Below are 26,374 nucleotides of genomic sequence, written 5' to 3'. Positions count from 1 at the left end.
AAGTAGGTTGAGATGCCGGACTTAATTCTTGAAGAATATAACGTCCTAGGGAGCGTAGTTACTATTGTTGATAGTGACGGTAAAGGATTATATATAATAAAGGATCCTCAATTAAGTCCTAAGGAACTTGAGATAATAAATGAAATACTGGACGAGGTGTACTCAAACACCAAATCACTAACAGATGCAGAAATGAGACTCATGGAAATATTAGCCAAGAGGGATCTAGATCCAAAGTTGGCAGACAAGGCTGTCCTTCTTTTCAAAAAAAGGATATTGTATGATGAGATTACTATACCTATGATTGATCCGGATGTTGAAGAAATAGAGTGCACAGGACCTGGATTGCCTATCACTGTAATTCACAGGAAGTATTCAAACTACATGAGACTTTACACAAACATAGTACTCCCTAAGGAAGAGAATGTAATCAAAATATTGGAAAAATTAGCTACTAAGTCTAACAAGTCCGTTAATATTGCTAGACCGTATCTTGAATTTTCGTTAGACGAAGGTCACAGAGTGACGGCAACTATTTCAAAAGAGATATCTAATCCTGGTTCAACGTTTGACGTGAGAAAATTCCCAATATCTCCTTTATCTCTTATTAAATTAATAAAAATGAAATCTCTAAGCGTCGAGATAGCTTCTTATTTGTGGTTTCTGATGGACTATAAACCTTTCTATTTAATAGTTGGTTCGACAGGATCAGGAAAGACTACATTTTTAAATGCTCTTTTGAACTTTACAAATCCTGATTCAAAAGTTTTGAGTATAGAAGATACGCCTGAGCTTAATTTAGTAAGGAAGAACTGGATTAGACTATTTACTCGTCAGAGCGTTTCCTCGAACTTTGACGTGTCTGTTAACGATCTCTCTAGGTTAGCCCTAAGATATAGGCCAGACTATCTAATAATTGGTGAGGTAAGAGGGAAAGAGATAGAAACTTTAATTCATGCTGCCGCTTCTGGTCACGCTTCCCTAAGCACTTTTCATGGTGCAAAACCGGCAGACGTTATAACAAGGGTGGCTAGCCTCTTACCTAAAGATCTTGCTGTAATGTTTTTAGCAAACGTGTGGGGGTTTATAATCGTAGGAAGAAGAGTAACCGAAGATGGAAAGATTACAAAAGCCATCAACGCCATCTATGAGACCACTAGAACAAAAGGTAAGACTAAATTTAGAAAAATTGTATGGTGGTCATTCAAGAATAATAAATACAGTCCTAGTGACTTAAATACATTAGTAACTAGATCTAGCCTTTTATTGAAAATATCTCATTATTACGGATTAACTCAAAAGGAGATTTTAGACGAGTTAAACGAGAGAGTCGAGTTCATTAAATCCCTACTTTCATCCAATACTATAGATAATGAGATTGTACAAGAAGAAATTGGAAAATTCTACAGGAGTAGGAAGCTAAATGTTACGAGTGCCGTTTAGCAGAAGGAACCTCTACAATATATCAGATAAAATTGCAAGATTAATAGGTAGTATAGGAGATCTCTATCCCCTAGATAGAGTTTCATCATATAAAATATTCTACAATATTATAAAAGGAAGCATAGAAGTTTATGGAGGGGATTTAGGAAAGATAAAGCGGATGGCCAATCAATCTTGGTTATTGCTCTTCATATCTATAGGATTGGAAATTTATATCTTATATCATTTTGGAATCCAGTTCATCACTTTAATTATAGCTATAATTATGATATACTTATCTCCTGTATTCTATACGAAACTTAAAGAAGCTGAGTACTTAGCCAAACTTAAACAGGAGGCTCAATCGTTCTCTATTCTTGTTTACTTGAATTCAACTTTAGGAAAAAGCCTAGCTGAGTCATTTAATGATATTTCTAAAAGTACTTTTTTTAGTGCATTACATAAAGAATTAGAACTTATAAATAAATATATATTATTTAACGGAGATACATTTAATGAGGCAATTCAGAGAAGGATACGTCTTCTGAAAAATCATCTGATATCTAAGATATATTCTACAGCAATCTCTAGCCAGTTTAAGGGAATCTCAACTACACTAAGATCATTAGAGTTAATTAAAGAACTTTTAAATAGTTCTAAAGAATCGTTTAACAGCTATGTATCTAGATCGTTGGAAATTACTGAAATAATGTTTTCGATATTTTTGTTACTCCCTATCGTGACTATTGGATTCCAAAGTTTCTCGATGTCTGGGCAGAATACTGTTGGTAATCTAGATTTACTTATAATTCCTCTATTTTTTGCCCCTCTCCTTTATCTTTGGATATCAAACGTCCAACCGAAAATGGGTACCAGAGTTAGAATGTCAAAGTATCAGGTTATTGGAATAGCTCTCTCTTCATTTATTTTTCTGCTAAAGCTATCCTTGCTATACAAATTTTTAATAGTAATGATTATAATTCAGATAATATTGTTTCCTACGTTCTTAGACATTATAAACCAGGAAAAAGTTCTGTCAGATTTCCCAATTCTACTTAGAGAAATATCAGATTTCTCTAGACTAGGATATGGTATCAAGTTGGCTATAAAGAGAATAGACCTAAACCGAAACAACTTTCAAAGAGCTACTATAAGATTCCTGGAGAATATACGTGAAAATATAAACAAGGGAAGGGGAATGACTCAAACGTATGTGAAGAACGAACAGATAGATGCTTTTCTGGAAATACTAGAAATCTTGGATCGTAAAGGTATAGAAGGAATGACAGTCATACAAGAGTTAAGTGATCTTAGCGATTCAATGATATCAGCAAGGCAGAAACTTAGAAGAGATCTTCAAAGTTTCAACGTATTGGCCCTAATAACGCCCGTTCTACTATGGTTTGCCACTACTTCGATAGGAAGTATAGCTCATATATCAACTGGTACATTAAACATAATAGATCTCGCTTATAGTTTAACTTTGACTGCCCTATACTCGAAGATAAGCAGGTTCTCTATTGTGAATCCTCCAGTTTTTATCGCGGTAGCTATAACTACAATAATACTTTCGTTGATCCCTGGAAGCTTAATATTGGGCTTATAAAAGCAGGTGGAAAAACTTGAAAATAAGAAAAGGAGTATCCTCTATCCTTGGCACAATACTCATAATCTCTATAACCTTAGCATTGGGAGCGCTCCTATTCGGATATAGTAAGGGTCTTTTCAACAATTTGACAGTAAACGAGAGTCTTTATACTCAGTTCGAACTTTTGTCTTCTTCATCTAACGGAATGGGATTTTTAGAATACACTATAAAAAACACAGGTAACGTTGCTTTACACATTGACTTAATAAAGATAATAGGTAATAAAACAGATATTATTAACATAAATTCTACAATTCAGCCTGGAGAGGAGATACAGAATATAACCCAAGTTGGTAGTATAGTTTCTGGAAACTATTATACAGTTTTAGTCATAGCGCAAACACAAAGTGGGCAACAATACGATACTGTTTCCAATGTGTTAGCGGTGAGTGAATGACTTCCCCGAAAAGTAAAGCACTCTCAGAGTTTTTTTCGGTATTAATTGTCACATTAATAATATTATCCCTAAGTCTACCATTATTATATTATTTTAATAGGATTGTTTCTACACAAAAAGATTTGATAGGAAATGAAATAAATAATGAAATTCAGACTTTAAACATCAAAGTAAAGATAATCGTTTTAGGTAACGCCAGTACACAGGTCTACATCTATAATTACGGTTCTAATTATCTTAAAGTTCAAGAGATCATAAACGGAAGTAACGTGATTGAAACTGACTATCCTTTAGAACCTGGTTCCCTCGTACCCCTGTCCTCGATTCTTGGGAACATTACAGTTAATAGACCTTTATTAGTTGAAATAAACGGATCACTCTATGTGATAAATTAAATGTTTCCTCTTTTAGATGATGAACTGTTTAAATCGAACATACCTGGACCCACTAAACAAGAAATAAGGGCTATTTCAATTTCAAAGATGAGGATCTTCCCTGGTTGTAAGATACTCGAGATAGGAACGGGAACAGGTGCCATGACTTCTGATTTAGAGAGAATGGGATGCTATGTAGTGAGTCTTGAGTTTAACGATTACATCTCATTATCTCCAGGGAAAAAGATTGCAATTGGTTCTGATTTCATTCAAGCACTATCTCCTAACTTTTGGGTTAGAAGTGCAATTTTTGACTCAGTGTTTATAGGTGGTACGGTAAACATATCAGGGTCGATCAAATTAGCACACAACGTTTTAAAAAATAAAGGCTCTATAGTAATCAACTCTTTCACATTGGATGGAATGTCAAAAATAGTTAGAGCATTAACTAGGTGGTTTAATAGGTTTGAAGTAATTGAAGTACAAATTAGTAAAGCCGAGGTGTTGGGACATCATAAAGCGTTAGTCGCTAGAAATCCCATTTTCATCTTTTACGCTTCCAAGGCTTGAGCTTTGGTTTTAATTTCCAAAACGTCGCCTCTCTTTAGACCTTCTAACACCTCTTTCCCCTTTTGGGTTAGTTGATAAACCTTATGCGATCCCTTTGAATATATAGTTTCAACTAATCCTAGTCCTTCCAACACATGAAAAAGTGCAAGAACTTCATACCTAGGTAAGCCCGTCTTAATCACAACTTCTCCTGGATTTAAAGCTCCGTCTGAGATAGATTCTAATATCAGTTTTAGCTCATACATCACTAACAAGTTTTCCCTCTACTATTTTTAAACACTTTGCCTAAAGACGTCTTCATGGATGATCTGAAGTGCAGACCAAATCAAGTCATTTCAAAGTTAAAATATAACATAAATACCTCTGATTTTCTCACCCTTGAAGTCTGTCTCAAAACTAGAGATCCGTTCAAGTCGCTAGTCGCAACAATACTTACGCAAAACACAAGCGATAAGTCCGCGAAGAAGGCATTTGATCTCTTAGAGAGTAAAGTAGGAGTCACTCCATCAAATCTAAGTAATGCCGACTTGGAAGTAATAAAGTTCTGCATAAAATCGATCGGATTATATAACAACAAGTCCATTACTATACGTGAGTTAGCTAGGTTCATTCAAGAGACTTATCATGGTGACATTAACAAACTACTTGACGTAGATCCAGAATTAGCTAGGAAAGAACTCACTAGAATTAAGGGTATTGGAAATAAAACTGTAGATGTTGTTCTACTCACGTGCAAGGGATATAAAACGTTTCCAGTGGACACTCACATTTTCAGGATATCAAAGAGACTGGGAATAAAAGGAAACTATAAAGTAGTGAGCGAGTTCTGGAAAAATTCCGTCTATGACACACTTAACGCTCATTTAATCCTCATAACTCACGGTAGAAAAACATGTAAAGCGATAAATCCCAAGTGTGAGAGTTGTATGATAAATGACTGCTGCAGATATTACGATGGATTACGTGGATCTTAGAGATCTCAGACCCCATGAGGACGTTATTAAAAACAAATTAATCGATACGATAATTTCAATAAAGGAAACTAAGTCAGTGATACCAATTATAATTGATGAGAAAAAATTTTTAATAATTGATGGACATCATAGGGCGGAAGCGTTTAGGATCTTAGGGTATCGTAGAATTCCCGCTTATGCTGTAAACTATAGTAGTAGCCTAGTTAGAGTTGAAACATGGTTCAGAAGGATCGTCCCCAACAGAATGGCATCATACATAATCAAGTCCTTTAGTTCAAAAGGTAGCACTTGCTTTGAGATAGACGGTAGTAAAATCTGTGCAAATTCTGTCTATGAAGCCTACTGGAAATTACAGTACCTTGAATTGATATTAAAGCGATTAAACATATTCCTGGATAGAAATCCTTATGAGGGATTTAGACCTCCTTCATTATCCAAGCAAGTAATTCTAGACGTGATGGAGAAAGGCCTTAGGTTTCCTCCCAAGACCAGTAGACATCTATATGACTTTTTTATTCCAAAAGATAGAGTGAAGTTACAATGACGTTATCTTTGCCATTACTGATGATCAAAATATTTGAAACTATTTCAATTTTTGTCATTCCTAGCTTCCTATTGCTTTACCAATACATAATGTTCAAGAGTGGTGTAAAGTTCAAAGATGACACTTTACCAGTGGATCTGAACAGCTTGCCGTATCTCACTGTCCTAGTTCCAACGAAAGGGGAAAAACCGGAAGTTATACAAGGCTTACTTGAAAACTTGTCGAGAGTGAAATGGAATGAAGAGAAATTGGAAGTGATTGTTATTTCTGATGATAATGAAGAGGAATTCAACAGATTAGTTGAAAAACTTAAAGTTCCTAACAAATTGAAAGCTAGGATATTAAGAAGAGATATAAAAATAGGCTATAAGAGTGGAGCTCTCAGTTATGGGTTCAATATATCTAACGGAGACCTGATATTAACTCTAGACGTTGATGCCCGTCTAGAGAAGGATTCTCTTATACGAGCTTACAGTCACATGAGATCATTAGGATGTGACGCTGTAACACTTAACTGGATTGGGTACACCACAAACAAACATTCTACTTTAGCTAAGGGAGTAATAATATCGACAATCATCGCGGACAGATCATTGTTAAATGGAAGGGACAGGAGAGGATTACGCATTTTTCCTGTAGGATGTGGAACGTTATTCAAGAGAGATGCGTTGAAACTTATTGGAGGTTGGGATCCTTTAATGATTCAAGATGACTTGGAGATAGGAGCTAGGCTTGTTAACGCTGGTAGGAGAATCTGCTCGTCAACTTCTCAGGTATTCGTTGAGGTTCCGGATAATTTAGTTGCGTTTTACGTTCAACAATCCAGATGGGCTATGGGGAGTATAGAAGTGCTTACAAAAAGACTTAAAGAAATAACTAGTAAGAACATCTCATTGATTCAAAAGATTGATATCTTTATTTTCTTGTTACAATATGTACCCATTGCTTTAACTTTCGTCGCGGCTTTAGTCCTGGCAGCGATCTCTTTTATACCAGGTAATTTTTCGGAAATTGATTATCTAAGTTCACCATTAGTACTTATCTGGTTAATTGCGTTAGGGATCTATGGCTTTAATTTTATAAATACGGCAAGAACATATAATTTTAGTCTAGTTGAATCTTTAAGAGCGCTAGGGAAGATTTCGTCTTATACTGTTGCAATTTCACCTTTCATTTTGATAGGGCTCTTCTCGGGCTTAAGGAAAACAAGGAAATACATTGTAACTCCTAAGGGCACAAAGGTAACCACACGTATACAATATCCGATTCTGGCATTTGGGATTATATTCTTACTGTCCTCTTTAATTTACCTTTACCACGCTTCTTACATAACAGGAACGTGGCTTCTATATTACTCTATGGGATACTTGTTTACGGTATTAACGTTCAAGAGAGAACTTTGAAACTCAACTTTTTTTGTAAACCGTATCAGATTGATTTAGAATGATATCCTTAGCGAGTCCTCACAATGACAGCGAGATCCTTGAGTTAATGAGGCCTTATGTAGCTAAGTGGTTCAAAGAGAAATACGGAAGCTTTACACCTCCTCAGAAAGCTTCAATACCGGTTATTAAGGCAGGGGAGAACGTTCTCATTTCTAGTCCTACAGGAAGTGGGAAGACAATGGCTGCGTTTATAGGAATCCTAGATTCTCTACTGGAGCTAGCCGAAAAGGGGTCACTCGAAAATAAGGTTTATGCGATTTACATCTCTCCGCTAAGGGCGTTGAATAACGACATGTATAAAAATATTTTCATTCCTTTACAAGAAATAAGGTCAATGATTAACTTAGAACAAGAGATTAGAATAGCTGTAAGGACCAGCGATACCTCTTCGTATGAAAAGCAAAAGATGCTTAAAAAGCCTCCTCATATCCTGATCACTACACCAGAATCGTTTATGATATCGATGGTTTCTCCTAAGTTTAGTCAGACGCTGAAAGATGTGAGATGGATAATTATAGATGAGATTCATGAGCTCGCTGGCAGTAAAAGGGGATCCTTCCTTTCAGGGGCGTTAGAGCTCTTCGAAAAATTTCTAGCAACTAGCCCTCCCGTTAGAATTGGGCTCAGCGCTACTATATCCCCACTAGATGAGGTAGCTAAGTTCTTAGCTGGAGATAGGGACTGTAAATTAGTAGACGCTCGATTTCTTAAAAACATGGATTTAAAGGTCATTTCTCCCGTTAAAGACCTGATCCATACTTCAGAAGACGATATAAATGAAAGAATATACGAAACGATTATAGAGGAAGTAAAAAAACATAAAACAACTCTAATATTTACTAACACCAGGAGCTCAGCGGAGAGAGTTTCATATAAGCTAAGAAAGATCGTCGAAAACGAAAAACTCTTTGACGCGGACTTGGTAGGAGCACATCACAGTAGCCTTAGTAGGGACGTTAGACTAGATATCGAAAACAAAATGAAGAACGGTATGCTTAAGGTCGTCGTATCCTCTACTAGCTTAGAACTTGGGATAGATATTGGTTACATAGACCTTGTACTCCTGTTAAGTAGTCCTAAAAGCGTGAGCAGATTACTCCAAAGGATAGGTAGGGCAGGACATCATATAAGACAAGTGAGTAAGGGCAGAGTAATAGTGGTAGATAGAGACGACTTACTAGAATGTGCAATTCTGACTAAGTTGGCTAGGGAGAAGAAAATAGATAATGTACATATACCCCAGAAACCTTTAGATGTACTAACTCAACTTATTCTAGCAGCTTCACTGATGAAAGAAATTGATCCTAATGAACTTTATTTAACAATAAAGAGAGCATATCCATTTTCAAGCTTAACTATTGAAGAATTCAATTCAGTCCTGGATTACCTAACTGGTAAATTCGGTTTAGATTCTAGAAGCGTGTATCCTAAGCTAAGGATAGGAGAAAATGGAATTAAACCCAGGAAAGGAACAAGGATGATCTTTTACATGAACAGTGGAACAATTCCAGAAGAGTCGCTAATACCGGTTTTCTCCGAAGATAACAAGTACTTTGGTAACTTAGAAGAGGAATTCGTTGAAATCCTTTCCCCGGGAGACATATTTGTTCTTGGAGGTAAAACGTATCAATTCCTTAGTTCAAAGGGAAACAAAGTTATTGTAAGGCCTGCTGATGGTAAGAGACCTACCGTTCCAAGCTGGTTTTCGGAAATGTTGCCTTTGGCTATAGAGCCTGCAATAGAGATATCGTCTTTTAGGGGTAGAATAGCTAGCATGATACGTGATAACGTCCCAGCCGAACAAACAATAAACTATATCAAGGATTTTTTAGATATATCCAAGTCTGCTGCTAGGTCCATATACGAGTACATTCTTGAGGAATATTACTTCACAGAGGGTAGAGTCCCAGACGATAAGAGGCTTTTAATTGAGATCTATGATGATGAAGAGGAAAGACGGAATTTCGTGTTTCATGCTTTATATGGAAGAAGGGCTCTGGACGCATTATCTAGAATAATCGCATGGAAAGTGGGCTCAGACTTAGATATGGATGTAAAGACTTCTATTACTGATAACGGTTTTGCCCTAACATTAAGGCGGGCTGTTGATTATGATATCATAAAAGCTTTAAAAGAGATAGATCCTACAAAATCATACGAGACACTTAGGGAGGTTATACTCAATACTGAAATGGTGAAAAGGCGTTTTAGACACACTGCTGAGCGCTCCTTTATGCTATTAAAGAAGTACAAGGGAAGGGAGACTAGCGTAGATAGGAGACAAATAAACTCAGAAGTCCTCTTAAGTGTGGTCAAAGATATCCAGAAGTTTCCTGTCCTTGAGGAGACCATAAGGGAGGTTTTAGAGGACTACATGGATATACGTAGTGCTCAACAGATACTTACTAGAATCGTTCAAGGAGAAATAAAAGTAGACCTAATAGGGCCAAACAAGATTCCTAGTCCTTTTGCACATCAGATTTTGGCTAAAGAATACAGCGACATTATCTTAGTCAGTGACAAGAGAAACTACTTAAGAAAGATGCATGATAAGGTTCTCCAGTTCCTTAAGGAGAAAGGGATCAATATTGAGCTCAATTACACCAGTATCAATGAATAAATACGACTTTATGCACCTTTTAGATATAATAAACCAAGGTATCTTCCATGACATCATGTTATTCAAATCCATGTAACTAGGTGAACACGTATCTTCGTGAGAGTGAATTATCGCCTCTATTCCATCTGAATAGTTGTACACTTGCTCTGGGTTCATCACGAACTCATCGTCATTATTGGATATATTTTGTATTTCTATAATATTTCCTTTATAAAGTAGCCAAGTTCTCTCCCTCAAATGCTCCAAAGCCCCTCTAATCCAGCTATAGATTTGAGGATATCGGTCCTGGTTACCATCCCAGTTACTCTATTTATAGCATCCATGACTAGCAACCTCCCGACGTTATACGTAACCATCTTCTTGACGGCCTCCATTATGTCATCGTCTTCCTTAATCGTTATAACATCTCTCTTCATGTAATCCGAAACAAGGGCGTTAAGGTTCCCGTCATAAAATGCTCTCATTAGATCTGCGGTAGTTATTATGCCAGTAACGTTACTATTATCGTCTAAAACCGGTGCTCCCCTTATGCCTGCGCTGTAAAGAATCCCCGCAGCCTCCTTTAGAGTCATGTTAGGTTTCAGTGATATCAGTCTCTTACTAATGATGTTTTTGACTCTCTCCTTAGGAATGCTTATCATTCTTTTTACATCTATTATGATCTCTCTTCTCTCTTCCTCCGCATTTAGTACAACTCCCTCTATAACCAGGCGGCTGTATGGTGTGGGACCCAATCTAACGTTATCTCCTGGTCTAATTTTTTTAGTGTCACCAGATATTTTTAGGATAACTCTGTTTCCAGATGGGTTTGTTATGTCTAACAACTCTATGTTTTCAACCTTAACGTCGGTTTCAATATTTCCTCTATAGAGACTCAGCTTGTCTAATATTGGAATAATTGATGGATTCTTAACGAATTCATAGGCCTTCAAAGTAGGCAAGTAACCTCCATTTGGCCCTGGTTTTGAATCAACTAGGCCCAAAACCTTTAGGCTTAGAATTATGTTTCTAACGGTTCCCTCATCCTTACTTATCATATCTGCAACTTCCTTACTTTTTATCATTTTTTTCTGTCTATTATATAACTCTATGAGAGCTAGAAGTATCTCCCTTTGCGTTGATGATAGATTCTGCATACCTAATTATCATTTAACTATTGTTTAAAAAGATCTATGGTTGTACCGTAACCTCCAATACCCTCTTTATTATCTTTGGACTAACGTTGAAAACTTCTCTAGAAATTAATGCGACGTAACTTGACTTCGGCAGAGGATATTCGATACCGATGCTTATCGCTAACGCCTTTTTCATCGCTATATAGTTCATTTTATCTCTTATGTTCCCTTCAGCAAGACTCTCAGCTAGTTTGAAAGCTGTATAAAACCTTGAGAAGCTCTTAGCTGTATGTTTAATACCGTCGTTAGTTGAGGAGCCTAATATCCTAAGAACTTTAATCAATTTCTCTTCGTCAGAGAATGAAAATATAACTTCTGTAAAAATTAGCCTTAAGGCCCTAGCTAGTACGTCCTTATCATTACCTGCCAACAGATAAGCGTCCTCTGGGGTCTTCTCGATTATAGCTTTGGCAACATCATAGAATTTTTCCTCTAATGGAAAGAGTTTATCGAAAACTTGCCTGTAATCGTCGTATAGACCTAGACCTTCCTTCCCTATTACGAACAGACTTATCAACTCCTTCTCATAAAGGTTAGTCGATTTGAACCCTCTAAATGGTTTGATCCCATTCTTTTCATACGTGTCCTGGACCATCAAAAGTAAATTAGATCTATCTAATTCATCCCACTTGTCAAGTATGTTTCCCCAGAGATCAGTAATGACCTTTATTCTCTCTCTGTAGAGCTCCTTGACCATCCTATGTCACGATCTTGTTATATGCATTCTGCCTTAAAAAGGATATATTGACAAGCAATTCTATATGAGCATAGAAGATAATTTAAGACCTAGCGTTATGTTAATATCTCCTTCTGATATAGAGGAAGATATAAAGAAACTTCAGGACAAACTGAAATCACATGAGGAACTGGAACTTAATGATATAGCTAAACTTAAAGAGGATGCACAGAAACTATGGGATTTCGTATCCTGGCTAAAGGTAGCGCAGGTTCAAGGTGTGTGGAAGTCTAAAACTTGTAGACACTCGATTAACGGTAGATGTAACGCGTGGAACATAAGTGATCCAGAAAAAATAGGATTAACCCCAGATAAGATAGATGAGTCCGATAATAGTAAACGAGTTATAGTAGACAAATTTCCAAACCTCTGCGTAGCGTGTCCATTATACGAGGCCAAGAGAAGCTAACACCTTTCTCTTTTCTCTTTCTTCTAATACTCTCTTAAGTAATTCTAATTTCTCAGAATTGATATCCTGGTGATCAGAGAGCAGACTCAGCAGACTTTCTACCAAATCATCAAGTATCAACTCCATAATTCTAGTTCTCTCCTCCTTATCGGCTACGTTTATTGCCCTCTCTATCGTAATATCGCTAGCGTGAGTTTTACCCTTGTAAAATTTCACTATAGATGCTGGTGATATTCCTAGTTCCCTAGCTAATTCCGATTTTGACCTCTTTTCGAGAAGTAGAGTCACTATCTTCTCTCTACATTCTTTACTTATGTTATGGACGGGCCTCATTAGTCTTGTATCAACTTTAATTCTATTAACCTCATCATAGGTGTTTTCATGTATGAAATCGATTGTTTTTAACCAAGGTATTATCATAGCTGACGTTCCTGAAATACCAGTAGGGAGGGATATGGTTGAAATAACGCCTGAAAAGGTACTGTTAGATGGAATAGAAAACGGGATATATTTAGGTTTACTTTGGGTTAAACCTAATTTAATTCTCGGAGGTGTAGGTATAGGTAAAGTAAGAGATGTTGGAGTGGAAGTAGACCAATCCTTGATAGGAAAAAGAGTGCTAGTAATGCCATATTCCAGGTCCAGAGGGGGGATAGGTACTGAAATTGATGGAGTTTTAGCGGAGACATCCGTAATACCCCAAGATTGTACTATACCATTACCTGAAGATGATAAAGAGACAAGTCTCTTACTCCCTTACATTTCGTTGACTTTAGATATTATGGACATCATAAAAGGGGGGGAGAGCCTACTCATAGGACAAGGGTTAATAGGTAATCTATTGATGAAACTTGCGGACACAAATATAGATTCGATCCCAGATGACATGTTAACGGTAAACCGAAAAGAAATACAGTCTAAGAAATGGGATTATATAATAATTTCCTCTATGAGGGGATGGGCTAGACACGTTGCAGGTAAATTAGTTAAAGGTGACGGGAAAATTATTATCCCAAAGTTCCTCAACTCATGGCCACCTTATCTTCCCCATAACTCTATACTTATACCTCCTAGAGTTAGGAGCGATTCTTTTGATGTTGTAAAAAGGTTAGATGGCATATTAAAGAACCTTATAGGGAAATCAGATAATGCAATAGCCTCCGTCCCTACTGTTAAACCAGGGATAATAGTTGATGTAAGAAAATCATTGGGTCTATAACTTAGATTTAATTAAATTCCCTAGTATCTCTATTCCTCTTTCTATTTGACTTTTGCTTGGAAAGCTATAGTTGATTCTCATAGTGTTCCTACCAGAATAATCGTAGAAGAAGCTACTTCCAGGCACGTACGCCACACCGTTTTCCATAGCCTCTTGTAACATTTTTGTTGTATCTATTTTTTCGGGCAACCATGCAAAGACGAACATACCTCCTACAGGTTTCGTCCTTTTAACAGCGTCAGGGAAGTAATTGTTTATTGCGTCTATCATTATGTCCCTCTTTCGTCTGTACAAATCCCTTGTCTTAGGTAGGTTTGTCTGTATGACCCCTCTTTTAATAGCCTCAGCTGCTACGAACTGATTAAGAGAGGGGGTGTGTAAATCTACGTTCTGCTTAAATAACTCAAGTTCCCTTATAATCTCTTCGTCTGCAACCACCCAACCCAATCTAAGTCCAGGAGACAATATCTTGCTGAACGTTCCAAGATATATCACCCTACCTTCAGTGTCCAGAGCCTTAAGTGAAGGTGGACTGTCTCCATCAAAGACCAGGAAACCGTAAGCATCGTCTTCAACTATGAGAAAATCATAAGCTGATGCTAACTCCATGAGGTATTTCCTTTCTTCCAAGTACATTGTAGTTCCCGCTGGATTCTGAGCGGTTGGAATTACATACATTAGTTTCACTCTCTTGCCTTCGCTCTTGAGTTTCTTTAATTGAGATTCCATTTCGTGCAAGTTCGGTCCCTTTTCTGTTACAGGAACTCCATGGAACTCAGGCTTCCTTACTCTAAGAACATTCAGAGCTGTAAGGTAGGTTGGCTTCTCTACGAAAACGTGATCTCCCTGGTCCACTAAGATATTGAATATTATAAAGAGGGCCTCCTGACTTCCTACGCTAACAAAGATGTTGTTCTCATTTATGTTTGTAACCCCTCTCAGGGCTGTAAAAGAAACTAACTGTTTCCTCAACTCGCTTACACCTGCAGTAGCAGTGTATTGAAGGGCTGATGAAGATTTTGTATCTAGCACCTCATCGATTATCTTCTTTATGTCCTCTACTGGGAAAGTCGAGGGATCCGGTAAACCTCCCGCAAAACTGATGACCTCTCTACCCTCGGTTAGTTTTAACAAATCTCTAATTTCAGAAGACTTTAACTCGTTAGTTTGTTTAGAAAGAAACGGTTGCCATTTGGCCATAAACTAAATAGTAGAGCGCCCCTTTTATTATTATGCACACCGTATATAAGGCTGAGATTCTAAGTGTAGGAAACGAGTTATTATCCGGTAGGACTATTAACACAAACTCAGCTTATATAGCACAAAGGTTAACGATTTTAGGATATTCAGTTAGAAGGATTACAACGATAGGCGATAATCTAGAAGATATTTCTCTAGTAATAAAGGAAATAATCGAACGAAAACCTAAACTCCTAGTAATTACTGGAGGACTGGGACCGACTTATGACGACATTACTGTAGAAGGATTAGCGAAAGCCCTTAACTTAAAGACAATCATCAATGAAGACGCGTTAAATGAACTCAAGGAAAAATACATGAAGAGAGGTTTAGAACTCACACAGGAGAGAATTAAAATGGCGATACTTCCAGAGGGTGCACTATCTGTCAAGAATACGCAAGGAATTGCCCCTGGTTTCATGCTTAAGTATAATGAGACCGTTATACTGGTAACCCCTGGTGTTCCTAAAGAAATGGAAGCTGTGTTAGATTATTTTATTAACAATTTACTAAATGAAAAACCACCCATTCATTACTATGAGGAGAGCTTCTTGGTAAAGGGTGTCATGGAGTCTGAGCTAGCACCTCACATTAAGAAAATGGTTAAAGAGTATGATATTTATATTAAAACACATCCAAAGGGTCATGAGACCAAAGATCCGTTTTTAGAGATTCAAGTGGTAAGCAGTGGATTAAATAAAGACGAAACTTTAAATAGAGTGAAAGATACAATCGCCAGGCTAAAGACAATTGTAAAGCAACTAAACGGAGTTATCATTGATTGAGAGATCACTACCATAGGCTACAGTTTGAATGAAGAAAGTTTTAATTATTAATAAAAAATTTAGTAACAAATAAGAATTCTAATCCAGATACGAGAATAACAATGACCTAAGAGGGACATTAAACGATCTAATTAAGGAATGCAGCACTTACGATCTGCGAAGCCACAATCCCCGAAAGGGTCTTATTGAGTCTCTAGGATTAATCAAGACAACGACCTTAGGAATGAGACTCAGGAACAAGGAGCTCGTACTACAATTGGTTCAGGAGCTCCAATAATTTCTCAGATTCTTCTAAATTTAGGAAGTGACCAGCACCTTGGATTTCATGGTACTTCACCTTCGTAGATCTAGTAAAAACGTCTTTGTTAAGCCTCAATCCATCATTACTACCGTAAATTAACACTACTTCCTCTATTTTACTAAGTTCTTCTTCATAATTTGGAGCCGCTAGCAGCCCATAGACGCTGTTCACATATCCTTTTACGCTAGTTTTCCTATACAGTCTAACAAATCTATTCCAATTTTCAAAATCGTCAGTTATCTTACTTGGTAGTTCTCCTCTAATTCTTCTGTGATAAGCTAATCCTTCCATTCCAAATCTTACCGCCACATCAACATATCTCATATATGAAAATTTATCAGGGGCTTTATATAAAGCTCCTATTAGGACCACCTTTTTAACCGATCTCTTTAGTGAGAAATCTATCGCAATAAGTGAACCTATGGAGTGTCCTATTATTACTGGGTCTTTAACCGATAGGTACTCAAGCAAACTGATAAGATCCGACGTGTGATCTGATATTAGGTACGGGGAAGCAGGCACCGAGCTGTTACCATGTCCTCTCAGGTCATAGGCAATAACTCTATGTTTAGAGCTAAGTGGTACTATCAATTTCTCCCAACTTTCAATAGAACCGGCTAGATGATGTATTAATACGATTGGATCTCCTTCTCCCTTTACTTCATAGTTTATACTAACGTTAGCCATAGTTAGTTTCAAGGCTTCATTACCTCCTCCAAGACGTTCAAACTAATCTCAGAAAATAGAACTGGATAAACTAAGCCAAATTCATTTAAGACTGATGGGTTTATTTCACCTAAAATTCCTATCTTTTCATAGCCTAACCATATTTCTGCAGATCGACCTCTGATGAACAAGTCATTATCTTTTGCTTTATAAGATGGAACTGTTCCAGTTAAATTCAGTAAAACCTGATGGATTGGAGCTTGAAGCATTTCATAGCTTACTCTACTGTCCATAATGGCTACTGATAACATTGTTTCGTTAGTGTAGCCTGTGTCCTTGGCGTTGTCTCTCCTTACTACATCCCCTATCTCAAATATCCTGACAGGAAACCTCGAATGTTGATTTCTTGAAAGAAAGAGAAGGCTGTTCCAGGCTAGTGAGTTTCTTATGGAATCGTACTCAATTGATATAGGGTTAGAAATTTTCACATATTCTCCTTTCTGATATGAAGATTTGATAAGATTAAGAGAATAAACCTCTACGAAGCCTGCACCAACTAGAGAAATCCTAAGCTTTCTATATAACGAGGTTATTGAAAATAGGTGGCCTGTCTCATAAACTCTAGACTTTTCCAAATCGAAATTCTCATAACCGTACGCCATACCTACGTCCTCAGCTATATCGGTATAGTTCATTATATCAACTCTATAGGGAGGAACATTAACCACGACACTATCTCCCCTTACTTCTGCCTCCATTCTCATTTTCCTGAGCAGTTTTACCACTTGATCTCCAGACAAATTGATCCCTAGCCTTTCTCTAATGTCAGCTAACCTAGCGTAAACGGTATCGTGTCTTAAGACTGGGGACCTTCCAATTTCAATTCCTTCTATTTTCACTATGCCTATCTCTGCGCCTAATTCTGCAAGACCCGTAGCGATCAAGTCCATAGTTTGAACGACTGAGTCTAGGTTAGTTCCTGTTACGTCTAATAATAGGGACTTAGTGCGGCTAGTTACTCTAGTTCTTTCAGAATTTATTACTGGTGGCAAACTTAATATCCCCTCCTCGTCCACTATCGCAGGGGAATATCCATCCCTCATGGAAATTTGAGAGTACTGTTTCCCTTGATAGGTGTTCCGGGAAACTTCATCAACGCTCATCTCCTTATCTTGACCTAGTGGAACGAACTTGGCTGAGTATGGTACTAACCGATACTGGATTCTTTTACTTTTAACTTTCTCAAGATCATGTATTCCTATAGCTACCTTCTTTCTCTTCCTTCCTATAGTGTCATGTAGTTTCTCTTGAAATTGTATCAATTCTTTTAAGTAAACTTCCGGATCTAATTTAACGTTATAAACCACACAGGCTAGAGCATAAGGTCTTGATGGTACGTCACCTACCTCTAGTGAATAATCAGTTTCTTTAACGATGTAACGAGGCTCACCTAATTCTTGTTCGGTAATTCCTTTTAAAGCTCTTACAATACCGCCCAGACTTAACATATCAAGGCGATCTGCGTTTACCTCTATCGAGTATTCGTCCTCGTTTAATGGAGAGACTTCTGATTTAAGTCTGAATAAATACTCTTCTAATTCCTGCTCATTTAACCCTGTTAGGTCCTTTAAGATCCATTTGTTTATATTTATGGTAGGCATTATATCACCCTTTTATTCCTTAAATATTCTATATCCCAAGAGTAGAGGTCTCTTATATCCTGAACCCCTAGGAATGACATAGCTAGTCTATCTATGCCTATCCCCCAAGCGCCTGCAGGCAAATAAACACCTGCAGGTTCCGTAACCTCCTTCCTTAGAAGCCCAGCTCCTGCCATCTCTTTCCAACCCAGGGATTCAATGTAACCATATATTTCTACACTAGGTTCAGTAAATGGAAAATATCCAGGTTTGAACTTCAACTTTTTAATTCCTAAACCTTGAAAAATATCTCTTAAAGTAGAGAGTAAGTCTTTGAAAGTGAACCCTTCCTCAATTACTAATCCATCCATCTGATGGAATTCAATTAAATGAGTGGCGTCAATAGCGTCAGGTCTAAATACCTTTCCTATAGTGAACACCTTTCTCCTCCTTTCACCTTCTGAGAGCACCCTAGCAGTAACAGCCGTTGTTTGACTACGTAAAACTAACCTCTTTGCATTATCTTCATTCCATAAGTACCTCCACCACCTCTCATGAGCCTCTTTAACTTTTCTTACTAAATCCTGGCTAGGAAGTTTTCCTTGACCTTCGACGACAAAAGAGTCATGGATCTCTCTAGCTGGATGGTCCTGAGCCTGGAAAAGCATATCAAAGTTAAAGAACTCCATCTCCACATAACCTCCTACGACCTCCGTGAAGCCTAGAGTTATCATCAAGTCCTTTACCTTTTCAATAAAGTCTCTAAAATAGTGAGTTTTTCCAAGAGGGAAGAACGGAGGTTGTGCATCAACGTTATAAGGTTTAAACTCGTAGTTCCTCCATGTACCCGTAGAGAGCATCTCGTGAGTCAAATAAAGTTCTACAGGTTTGACCTCAACATCTTTTACCAGTTCTACTCTGATCACCCTCTCCTCTTTAACTTCGACCAGCTTCCTTTTTACTAGAGTGTCTAGGATAGACTCATTTGGAATTTTCCCCTGAGATATCTCCACTAGCCCCACATATTCAGGCGAAGTAAATCTTTCTACCTTAGGTCTGATAAGGTCCCCTTCAATCGAAATCAACCCCTTTCTTTTTGCCCATCCTAACCCTATCTCAAAATCCTTACCTAGCCTTTCCTTAATCTCATGAACTTTTGTCTCCCTTCCTCCTAAAATGGAGATAAGCTTATCCTCTGGAAGACCTTCACGTAATCTACGCTCTCCTTCCTCTGTGAGTTTAACCCTCTTTTTCACCTCAGACGAAATCTGCTTTATTACACCTTTAGCTTCAAGGTTGGCAATATTGCTAAAAATTGAACTCAAAGGAAGATTTGTACCTTCACTGATTTCGTCGGTAGTAGCCTTCTTTCTCTCCTTTAGAAACTGAATAATTTTTAATTCGTTTTCACTTAACATCATACTACAACTCTATTGACTGTCCAGGTTGTAACAGTACAGCTTCGTATCCTCTCTCCTTAGCTCCCTTTACAAACTCACCTGGATCAACTCTAATCATGTCCCAAGTATTATAATGAATAGGGATAGCAGCCTTCCTAGGTTTAAGCATATCTAGTGCTAACGCTGCCTGTTTAGGATCCATAGTAAATCTCCCCCCTATGGGCAAAAGAACATAATCAGGTTGAAATATCTGGCCTATCAATTTCATGTCTTCAAATAGGCCCGTATCTCCTGCATGATATATAGTTTTATTTCCATCAGATATTATTATTCCAGTTGGATCACTGTGTTCGCTAGAATGCACGGCCTTAGTCAAAGCAAGCTTTACTCCATCATACTCTACAAAACTTCCTATATTTGCCGGGATGACTTGTTCCTCTCTAATTTTGAATTGATTAACTAAATACATTTCTAAATCAAACGTGGCAAAAAGTTTCGAGTTTGGGTTCATATTCAGTATTTCTACCGAATCGCCTAGATGATCATAATGATCGTGAGTTATACCTACCAGGTTTATTCCTTTTAGATAGTCTAACTTTATCGGAGACATCGGGTTATCCTTTATAAGAGGATCAATCACGATCCTCTTCCCCATCATCGAGATTTCCACTGCTGCGTGACCTAACCACCTGATTTGTGACATAAGGCATGTATATAGACTAAAAATAAAAATTTCATAGGTTAGATACACCTTATGACAGAAGACGAACTGAAGCTGGTTAAGACTGCTGGGGAGATAGCGGCTAAGGCTAGAGATCTTGGGGCTAAGCTCATCAAACCTGGAGTAAAGGTTATAGACGTATGTGAAAGCGTAGAAAAAGCTATCATAGAACATGGAGCTAGACCAGCCTTCCCTTGTAACCTTTCAATAAACCAAGAGGCGGCCCATTACAGCCCAATAATAGGAGATGAAAAAGTTATACCTGAGGAAGCTATCGTAAAACTAGACATTGGAGCGCATATAGATGGCTACATCACAGACACGGCCATAACAGTATATCTCAACGACAGAATGGAGAGGCTGGCCGAAGCCGCTAAAGATGCCTTAAGGGCGGCAATCTCAAATTTTAAAGCAGGAGCGTCCCTTTCTGATATAGGAAGGTCTATAGAAAAGATCATCAAGAGCTATGGTTACAAACCTATAAGAAATTTAGGTGGGCATTTGATTCGAAGATACGAGCTTCACGCTGGCGTTTTCGTTCCGAACGTATTTGAAAGGATACCAGGCAGAATTCAGGTTGGAAATACTTATGCGATTGAACCGTTCGCTACTGATGGTGGGGGAGAAGTTATTGAAGGAAAGGATGTGACGATCTATTCGCTTAGGAACAAAAACGTAAGAGAATTGGATGAAAATGAAAGGAGATTGAGTGAGGAAATAGAAAGGAGATTTAGAACTCTTCCTTTTAGCGAGAGATGGCTAGGCGACCTGGGAGAGAAAGAGGAGATTGAGCGTCTTTTAAAAATCTTATCTAAAAAGGGTGTACTTCATTCATATCCCGTCCTTATTGAAGTAAAGAAAGGCTTGGTTTCCCAGTTTGAACATACGGTATACGTTGACGATAATGAAACAACGATTTTAACATAGGGTTTTTCATGTTTTGATAAAAGTTTAATTTCTCATAATCATGAGTTTATACGGACATCATGAATGGATTAATTATAGCTCTTGCCCAAACAAGCCAGGGTCAAAGCGGAGCAGCTTTGGCGTTCTCGTACATATTTTATATATTTTTCATAGCTCTATTAGCCCTTTCATTTTTCCCAGGAGTACAACAAAAAACTCAAATAATGTTCCTAAGTAGAGATGTAGAACAAAAACTTCAAATGATAGAGGGATATCTGAAAGACTCCAGGAGTTTGACTGAGAAACTATTAAAGGATAAGGGGTTTCCTGATCCAAAGGCTTTCATTGATAGGGTTATAGATAGGTTCGTTATAGATCCTGTGTCGGTAGAGCCGACAGACATAATTAATAGGATGAAGTTACTGATGAGGACCAATGAGGACACAGTAAGAAACATGATAACTTCAATAAATCCCAATATTGATCCTATGACGAGAAGCCAAATTGAAATATCTACGGAGGTTGTAAACGCGCTGAACTTAATTTACAAGGTGATAAGACATTACCTAATAATGGCTAAGAAATTAAACAGTATAATGATAATGTACCAACTTCAAATGGTCGCACCCATTTACGTTAAATATGCAGAGGCTTACGCTAAAGCCCAAAAGGTGTTCTTACAAGGCATACCTATAGGGGACGGCTTAGGTCCGTTTGTGGCTTCTAGACTCTTAATGAAGGCAGATCAAAAGTTTACAGTAAGTAGGGATACAGTAGCGGGATCTATAGAGTTAGAAGGTAGGAAAGTGATAGTGGTGAAAGCCGAAGGACCCATGGCTACGGTTGGAACTCCAGGAGAAGGAGTACAGAACGTAATTGAAAGAGAAGGAGGCAGAGTATCCAGGATAATAACTGTTGACGCTGCACTAAAGTTAGAAGGAGAGGAAACTGGATCTGTAGCTGAGGGAATGGGTGTTGCAATGGGAGATCCAGGACCTGAAAAAATCGCAATAGAGAGAGTTGCTGTAAAATATGGAATTCCAATAGATGCAGTGATCGTAAAAATGAGTATGGAGGAGGCTATTACGGAAATGAGAAAGGAAGTCTATTTAGCTGCTGATAAGGCCTTAGAATACGTAAGGAGAATTATCTTGGAAAGGACAAAGCCTGGTAGTACTGTAGTACTAGTTGGAGTCGGTAATACGGCTGGAATAGCTCAGTGATAGATATGGCGATATCAGTAGATTCTAAGCAAAACCTCAAGGTTAAGACTGTTATAAAGTGCACTCAATGCGACTATTCTCAAGAGAGAGATTTCCAAGTGGGAGACTTTGTGTTGAAGTTAGTTGGCAACTGCCCTAAGGATAACGGGCCCCTCTACATTGCCGGTATATATGCTGAAGCTATAATACCTAAGAAATAATTTTTTAAGTTGGTCTTTCCATTATAAGGTTGTCCACCCGGTCATAGCAGGGGGGAAACACCCGGACTCATCTCGAACCCGGAAGTTAAGCCCTCTGCGTTGGAGATGCGGTGGGATCCGAAAGGGCCCGCAGCTACTCCAAACTGGGATGGACTTTTAACTTGATATTTAGTATTAATTATATGAAAAGAATATTTGACGAGGTACACGGTACAATTGAGTTGGATGACGTAGCCACGAGTCTTGTAGACGAACCAGTATTTCAAAGACTGAGAAGAATAAGACAAACTAGCCTGGCATATATAGTCTACCCCGGAGCAAACCACACTCGCTTTAGCCATTCTCTAGGAGCGTATTATCTTACAGAAAAGATCGGGAAAAAATTAGTAAAGGAAGGTTTTATATCAGATTCTGAGTTAAACGACGTTAAGATAGCTTCTCTTCTCCATGACATTGGTCAATTTCCATTTAGTCATGCGATAGAAAGCTTCTATATCAAGAAAGGCTTCAGTAACAAAGACCTGAGAGATCTCATTCTTATGAGTTCTTTTGACGAAGCCATCGAGAAATATGGACTTGATCTAAAGAGGATAAGAGAAATATTGAATGGAGAGACTCTCCTTACATCGCTGATAGATGGTGATGCCGACGTTGATAGAATGGACTATCTGTTGAGAGACTCTATCCATACTGGTATTCAACTAGGTAGGATAGATCTGGAAAGGTTGATATTTACAATAACTTATAATGAGAGTGGAATTACTGTACAGGATAAGGGGATAATCAGCCTTGAAAATTTTTACCTTTCAAGACTTCATATGTATCAGGCTGTATATTATCATAAGACCATCCTTGGTTATGAGTTGTTTCTTACAAGCCTGTACTCAAAGATGATAGAAGAGTGCGAAACTAGGCTAAACGTAGAAGACATTAAATCTATGATTTCCTACGGAACGTTTCCTTATTGGGATGATGAGTGGATTTTCGGATCTTTATATAGATGCTACTCAAACAGTTCTAACTCAACGTTGTCTCAAATGATTAAGGATTTTTTAGATAGGAGGGGCCCAAAAGTGATCTATGATGAGATAGGCTATGGAGATAAAGGCGATAACGAGTTCAAGGAAGCCACAGAGAAATTAAGCAGAGTTATACCATCGGATTCCATTTATCCCTTCGAAGAAATAATAAACATTTTTGACAAATCAAGGATAAAAGTAATTTCAAAAGATAAAGAACTATCGCTGAGCGAATATCCCACTTTACTAAATACAATACCAGAGAAACTTGTTATCAGAAGAGTTTATGTTGATCGGAGATATGCAGAGAAAGCAAGGGAAATGTTGTGATAAGATTACTCCTAACTGATCTAGATGGAACAATAACGATCGATAGAGGTTCCTATATCTTAGATTTAAACGCTATCGAGTCTTTGAGGAGAGCAGAGAAATCTGGAATCAAGGTAGCAATAGTTAGTGGTAACTCATATCCAGTTCTACGTGGATTACAAAATTATCTAGGATTTTCGGGTGGTATTGTTGCAGAGAATGGATGTTTGGTGTTTTATCAAGGTGTGACAATAAGGACCTGTGAAGTTGTACCTAGAAGTTTAGTTTCTGAATTCGCTAAGACCTTTAACCTCAAAGAGAGTTGGCAAAATGAATTTAGAAAATCAGACTTCGGATACACTCCTGCTATAATAACTGACGAGATGATAGAGTGGGCCAACCAGAGAGGACTTATGATAAGCTCTAGCGGTTACGCTTTACATCTATCTGGAAAACCAGGAGGGAAGGGCGTTGGAGTTAGGAAATTGCTTGATATAATGAACCTTAATGAAAACCAAGTGGCTGCTGTTGGAGACTCAAAAACTGATATTGACATGTTTAAATATGCAGCTATAAAGGCTGCAGTCTCCAATGCGGATCAAGATCTCATAAAAAGTGCTAACGTTGTACTTAAATTAAAAAGTGGGAACGGAATTACTGAGCTTGTGAACATGTTACTGAGATGAGATGAGATGAACCTAGAGGAGATTATTTATAAATATGCCTTACAGAACGCTGTAAAACACGATGGAAAGGCACAGAAGGGTCCAGTGATCAACAAGGTATTCGCTGAAAACCCTGAGCTTAAATCCATTGCAAAGGAAATTGTTTCCTTGACGGAAAAGATAATCGAAAAAGTAAACTCAATGAGTTTAGAAGATCAGAAGAGAGAACTTCAACGATATCCTGAGCTTTTAGAGGAGAGAAAACGTGAGGAAAGGAAAGGTCTCCCAGCTCTTCCTAACGTTACTGGTACGGTTGTAACCAGATTCGCTCCTAATCCCGACGGTCCTATTCATTTAGGAAACGCTAGAGCAGCTATATTATCCGCAGAATATGCAGCTATGTACAATGGTAAGTTTATACTCAGGTTTGATGATACGGATCCTAAGATCAAGAAACCTCTGAAAGAGGCTTACGATTGGATTAAAGAGGATCTGAAGTGGTTAGGCATCGACTGGGAGAAGGAGTTTAAGGCCTCGGAAAGGATGGAGGTCTATTACGAAGTTTCAAAGATTATGCTAGAGAAAGGATACGCATACGTTGATCTAGGAAGCGACGAACAGTTTAAATCGTGGAGAAACTCTAAGCGAAAAGGAGAGGTCTATCCTTTCAGAGAGACTCCCCCCGAAACTAATCTTGAATTATGGGATAAGATGCTAGAGGGTAAATTTAGCGAAGGAAAAGCAGTAGTGAGAATTAAGACCGACCCCAACGATCCTGACCCCTCTAAAATAGATTGGGTGATGTTTAGGATAATAGACACTAAAAAGAACCCGCATCCTATTACAGGCGATAAGTACATAGTGTGGCCAACTTACAATTTCGCTACTGTGGTGGATGATCACGATTTTGGAATAACCCATATACTTAGGGCTAAGGAGCACATTACCAATTCGGAAAAGCAGAGATGGGTATATAACTATATGAACTGGAAGATGCCAGTTGTTTTAGAATACGGTAGATTAAAACTGGAAAACTTTATGATGAGTAAATCTAAAATCAGAGGTATGCTAGAAACAGGAACCGGTAGAGACGATCCTAGGTTGCCAACTCTAGCCGGTCTAAGGAGAAGAGGGATTTTGCCAGAGACAATCAAAGAAATTATGATTCACGTAGGCATCAAGGTTACTGATGCCACAATAAGCTTTGATAACATAGCTTCGATAAATAGGAAGTTGTTAGATCCTCTTGCTAGGAGGCTGATGTTCGTATATAGGCCTATGATTTTCAAATTAGATATTCCAAAGAAACTCGTGGCTAAGATACCTCTAATTCCTGCCAAAGGAGAGTTCAGAGAAATAGAAGTGGAACCAGGCGATGAGATTTACCTCGATTCTAATGATGTGGAGAATGGGAAGAGTATTAGACTTATGGATTTATGCAATGTCAAAATAGAAGGAGACACGGCTAGATTCATAGGCCAGGATATTGAAACGGCTAGGAATCTTGGCTTTAGCATTGTCCAATGGGTGAAGAAGAAAGATAGCGTAAGGGGCGAGGTTCTAGTAGCCAATCCTAGTAGTGAGATTGAACGTGTAGAAGGATATGGAGAGGAGTACTTTAGCAAACTGAGAGAAGGAGATATTATTCAGCTCATAAGGTACGGGTTTGCGAGAGTTGATCAAAAGAGTGAAGGAAATTTAATCATGATATATTCACATGATTAGATCTATCTAATAACTGAGGAGCCTTCTCTTTTGTCCTTTATT

General features: G+C 38.0%; 27 protein-coding genes and 1 rRNA gene. 19 read left to right on the top strand and 9 right to left on the bottom strand.

Annotated features, from left to right (window positions below; genetic code table 11):
• Positions 1-12 precede the first annotated feature (12 nt).
• Genes upsE through MCUP_RS00925 form a run of 5 tightly spaced genes read left to right on the top strand, consistent with a single transcriptional unit; the run spans position 13 to position 4,411 of the window.
• Positions 13-1,443 carry a type II/IV secretion system ATPase UpsE gene (gene upsE, locus MCUP_RS00945; RefSeq protein WP_013736792.1) on the top strand — a complete coding sequence of 477 codons (1,431 nt, stop codon included), beginning with the start codon at positions 13-15 and terminating at the stop codon, positions 1,441-1,443.
• On the top strand, positions 1,424-3,028 hold the full coding sequence (upsF, locus tag MCUP_RS00940; protein ID WP_013736791.1) for a membrane pilin protein UpsF: 1,605 nt from the start codon (positions 1,424-1,426) through the stop codon (positions 3,026-3,028). Before upsE ends, upsF begins: the two co-directional genes overlap by 20 nt.
• A gap of 16 nt (positions 3,029-3,044) precedes the next feature.
• A complete protein-coding gene (gene upsA, locus MCUP_RS00935) occupies positions 3,045-3,467 on the top strand; it encodes a pilin subunit UpsA (protein WP_013736790.1) in 423 nt (140 codons plus the stop codon).
• Positions 3,464-3,862, top strand: coding sequence for a pilin subunit UpsB (upsB, locus tag MCUP_RS00930; protein WP_048057361.1), 399 nt, complete (start codon positions 3,464-3,466; stop codon positions 3,860-3,862). The genes upsA and upsB overlap by 4 nt, the downstream gene beginning before the upstream one ends.
• Entirely contained in the window at positions 3,863-4,411 is a 549-nt protein-coding gene (locus MCUP_RS00925) for a precorrin-6B methylase (RefSeq protein WP_013736788.1), read from the top strand. It abuts the gene before it with no gap.
• On the opposite strand, the gene MCUP_RS00920 is transcribed toward MCUP_RS00925, so the two are convergent.
• Positions 4,393-4,656, bottom strand: a complete 264-nt coding sequence (locus MCUP_RS00920) for an SSO5209 family protein (protein WP_013736787.1) — start codon at positions 4,654-4,656, stop codon at positions 4,393-4,395. The genes MCUP_RS00925 and MCUP_RS00920 overlap by 19 nt on opposite strands.
• A gap of 63 nt (positions 4,657-4,719) precedes the next feature.
• Here MCUP_RS00920 and MCUP_RS00915 point away from each other — a divergent pair, with 63 nt between their 5' ends.
• From MCUP_RS00915 to MCUP_RS00900, 4 genes are read left to right on the top strand one after another with little or no spacing between them, the layout of a single operon-like run.
• The gene (locus MCUP_RS00915) at positions 4,720-5,385 is read left to right on the top strand and encodes an endonuclease III domain-containing protein (protein WP_048057680.1); all 666 of its coding nucleotides are present in this window, start codon (positions 4,720-4,722) and stop codon (positions 5,383-5,385) included.
• Positions 5,345-5,929, top strand: coding sequence for a ParB N-terminal domain-containing protein (locus MCUP_RS00910; RefSeq protein ID WP_148230883.1), 585 nt, complete (start codon positions 5,345-5,347; stop codon positions 5,927-5,929). Before MCUP_RS00915 ends, MCUP_RS00910 begins: the two co-directional genes overlap by 41 nt.
• On the top strand, positions 5,926-7,332 hold the full coding sequence (locus MCUP_RS00905; protein ID WP_013736784.1) for a glycosyltransferase family 2 protein: 1,407 nt from the start codon (positions 5,926-5,928) through the stop codon (positions 7,330-7,332). The genes MCUP_RS00910 and MCUP_RS00905 overlap by 4 nt, the downstream gene beginning before the upstream one ends.
• A 40-nt stretch (positions 7,333-7,372) precedes the next feature.
• On the top strand, positions 7,373-9,994 hold the full coding sequence (locus tag MCUP_RS00900) for an ATP-dependent helicase (RefSeq protein ID WP_013736783.1): 2,622 nt from the start codon (positions 7,373-7,375) through the stop codon (positions 9,992-9,994).
• Between the two features lie 233 nt (positions 9,995-10,227).
• Here the strand turns inward: MCUP_RS00900 and MCUP_RS00895 are convergent, their stop codons facing one another.
• Together MCUP_RS00895 and MCUP_RS00890 are read right to left on the bottom strand one after the other, a co-directional pair.
• Entirely contained in the window at positions 10,228-11,130 is a 903-nt protein-coding gene (locus tag MCUP_RS00895; RefSeq protein WP_013736782.1) for a CBS domain-containing protein, read from the bottom strand.
• A gap of 34 nt (positions 11,131-11,164) precedes the next feature.
• Complete coding sequence (locus MCUP_RS00890) at positions 11,165-11,866, bottom strand: DUF2192 domain-containing protein (RefSeq protein ID WP_013736781.1); 702 nt, start codon at positions 11,864-11,866, stop codon at positions 11,165-11,167.
• 64 nt (positions 11,867-11,930) lie between these two features.
• On the opposite strand from MCUP_RS00890, the gene MCUP_RS00885 reads away from it, so the two are divergent.
• Complete coding sequence (locus tag MCUP_RS00885) at positions 11,931-12,314, top strand: hypothetical protein (RefSeq protein WP_013736780.1); 384 nt, start codon at positions 11,931-11,933, stop codon at positions 12,312-12,314.
• Here the strand turns inward: MCUP_RS00885 and MCUP_RS00880 are convergent.
• The gene (locus MCUP_RS00880) at positions 12,291-12,647 is read right to left on the bottom strand and encodes a hypothetical protein (RefSeq protein WP_013736779.1); all 357 of its coding nucleotides are present in this window, start codon (positions 12,645-12,647) and stop codon (positions 12,291-12,293) included. The two genes, MCUP_RS00885 and MCUP_RS00880, sit on opposite strands and share 24 nt — an antisense overlap.
• 52 nt (positions 12,648-12,699) lie before the next feature.
• Here MCUP_RS00880 and MCUP_RS00875 point away from each other — a divergent pair, with 52 nt between their 5' ends.
• On the top strand, positions 12,700-13,533 hold the full coding sequence (locus tag MCUP_RS00875; RefSeq protein ID WP_013736778.1) for an alcohol dehydrogenase catalytic domain-containing protein: 834 nt from the start codon (positions 12,700-12,702) through the stop codon (positions 13,531-13,533).
• Here the strand turns inward: MCUP_RS00875 and MCUP_RS00870 are convergent.
• On the bottom strand, positions 13,528-14,733 hold the full coding sequence (locus MCUP_RS00870; RefSeq protein WP_013736777.1) for an aminotransferase-like domain-containing protein: 1,206 nt from the start codon (positions 14,731-14,733) through the stop codon (positions 13,528-13,530). The genes MCUP_RS00875 and MCUP_RS00870 overlap by 6 nt on opposite strands.
• A gap of 32 nt (positions 14,734-14,765) precedes the next feature.
• On the opposite strand from MCUP_RS00870, the gene MCUP_RS00865 reads away from it, so the two are divergent.
• The gene (locus tag MCUP_RS00865) at positions 14,766-15,557 is read left to right on the top strand and encodes a nicotinamide mononucleotide deamidase-related protein (protein ID WP_013736776.1); all 792 of its coding nucleotides are present in this window, start codon (positions 14,766-14,768) and stop codon (positions 15,555-15,557) included.
• 250 nt (positions 15,558-15,807) lie between these two features.
• Here MCUP_RS00865 and MCUP_RS00860 read toward each other — a convergent pair whose 3' ends face one another.
• Genes MCUP_RS00860 through MCUP_RS00845 form a run of 4 tightly spaced genes read right to left on the bottom strand, consistent with a single transcriptional unit; the run spans position 15,808 to position 20,267 of the window.
• Positions 15,808-16,557, bottom strand: a complete 750-nt coding sequence (locus tag MCUP_RS00860) for an alpha/beta fold hydrolase (protein WP_237698004.1) — start codon at positions 16,555-16,557, stop codon at positions 15,808-15,810.
• Positions 16,554-18,185, bottom strand: a complete 1,632-nt coding sequence (gene pheT, locus MCUP_RS00855; RefSeq protein ID WP_013736774.1) for a phenylalanine--tRNA ligase subunit beta — start codon at positions 18,183-18,185, stop codon at positions 16,554-16,556. Before pheT ends, MCUP_RS00860 begins: the two co-directional genes overlap by 4 nt.
• Entirely contained in the window at positions 18,185-19,582 is a 1,398-nt protein-coding gene (gene pheS / locus MCUP_RS00850; RefSeq protein ID WP_048057678.1) for a phenylalanine--tRNA ligase subunit alpha, read from the bottom strand. Before pheS ends, pheT begins: the two co-directional genes overlap by 1 nt.
• Before the next feature lie 4 nt (positions 19,583-19,586).
• The gene (locus tag MCUP_RS00845; protein WP_048057360.1) at positions 19,587-20,267 is read right to left on the bottom strand and encodes a metal-dependent hydrolase; all 681 of its coding nucleotides are present in this window, start codon (positions 20,265-20,267) and stop codon (positions 19,587-19,589) included.
• A 51-nt stretch (positions 20,268-20,318) separates the two neighbouring features.
• On the opposite strand from MCUP_RS00845, the gene map reads away from it, so the two are divergent.
• From map to MCUP_RS00810, 7 genes are all read left to right on the top strand, one after another.
• On the top strand, positions 20,319-21,212 hold the full coding sequence (gene map, locus MCUP_RS00840) for a type II methionyl aminopeptidase (protein ID WP_013736771.1): 894 nt from the start codon (positions 20,319-20,321) through the stop codon (positions 21,210-21,212).
• 59 nt (positions 21,213-21,271) lie between these two features.
• Complete coding sequence (locus tag MCUP_RS00835; protein ID WP_048057359.1) at positions 21,272-22,414, top strand: DUF1512 domain-containing protein; 1,143 nt, start codon at positions 21,272-21,274, stop codon at positions 22,412-22,414.
• A 5-nt stretch (positions 22,415-22,419) separates the two neighbouring features.
• A complete protein-coding gene (locus MCUP_RS00830; RefSeq protein ID WP_013736769.1) occupies positions 22,420-22,614 on the top strand; it encodes a hypothetical protein in 195 nt (64 codons plus the stop codon).
• A gap of 33 nt (positions 22,615-22,647) precedes the next feature.
• Positions 22,648-22,766: ribosomal RNA gene (gene rrf / locus MCUP_RS00825) — 5S ribosomal RNA — on the top strand.
• Positions 22,767-22,796: 30 nt separating this feature from the next.
• The gene (locus MCUP_RS00820) at positions 22,797-23,963 is read left to right on the top strand and encodes an HD domain-containing protein (protein ID WP_013736768.1); all 1,167 of its coding nucleotides are present in this window, start codon (positions 22,797-22,799) and stop codon (positions 23,961-23,963) included.
• On the top strand, positions 23,960-24,628 hold the full coding sequence (locus MCUP_RS00815) for a phosphoglycolate phosphatase (protein ID WP_013736767.1): 669 nt from the start codon (positions 23,960-23,962) through the stop codon (positions 24,626-24,628). The genes MCUP_RS00820 and MCUP_RS00815 overlap by 4 nt, the downstream gene beginning before the upstream one ends.
• Before the next feature lie 6 nt (positions 24,629-24,634).
• Positions 24,635-26,332, top strand: coding sequence for a glutamate--tRNA ligase (locus MCUP_RS00810; RefSeq protein ID WP_013736766.1), 1,698 nt, complete (start codon positions 24,635-24,637; stop codon positions 26,330-26,332).
• The last annotated feature ends 42 nt before the right edge of the window (positions 26,333-26,374 follow it).

The sequence above is a fragment of the Metallosphaera cuprina Ar-4 genome (assembly GCF_000204925.1).
Lineage (GTDB): Archaea > Thermoproteota > Thermoprotei_A > Sulfolobales > Sulfolobaceae > Metallosphaera > Metallosphaera cuprina.
This window is presented reverse-complemented; position numbering and strand designations above follow the sequence as displayed.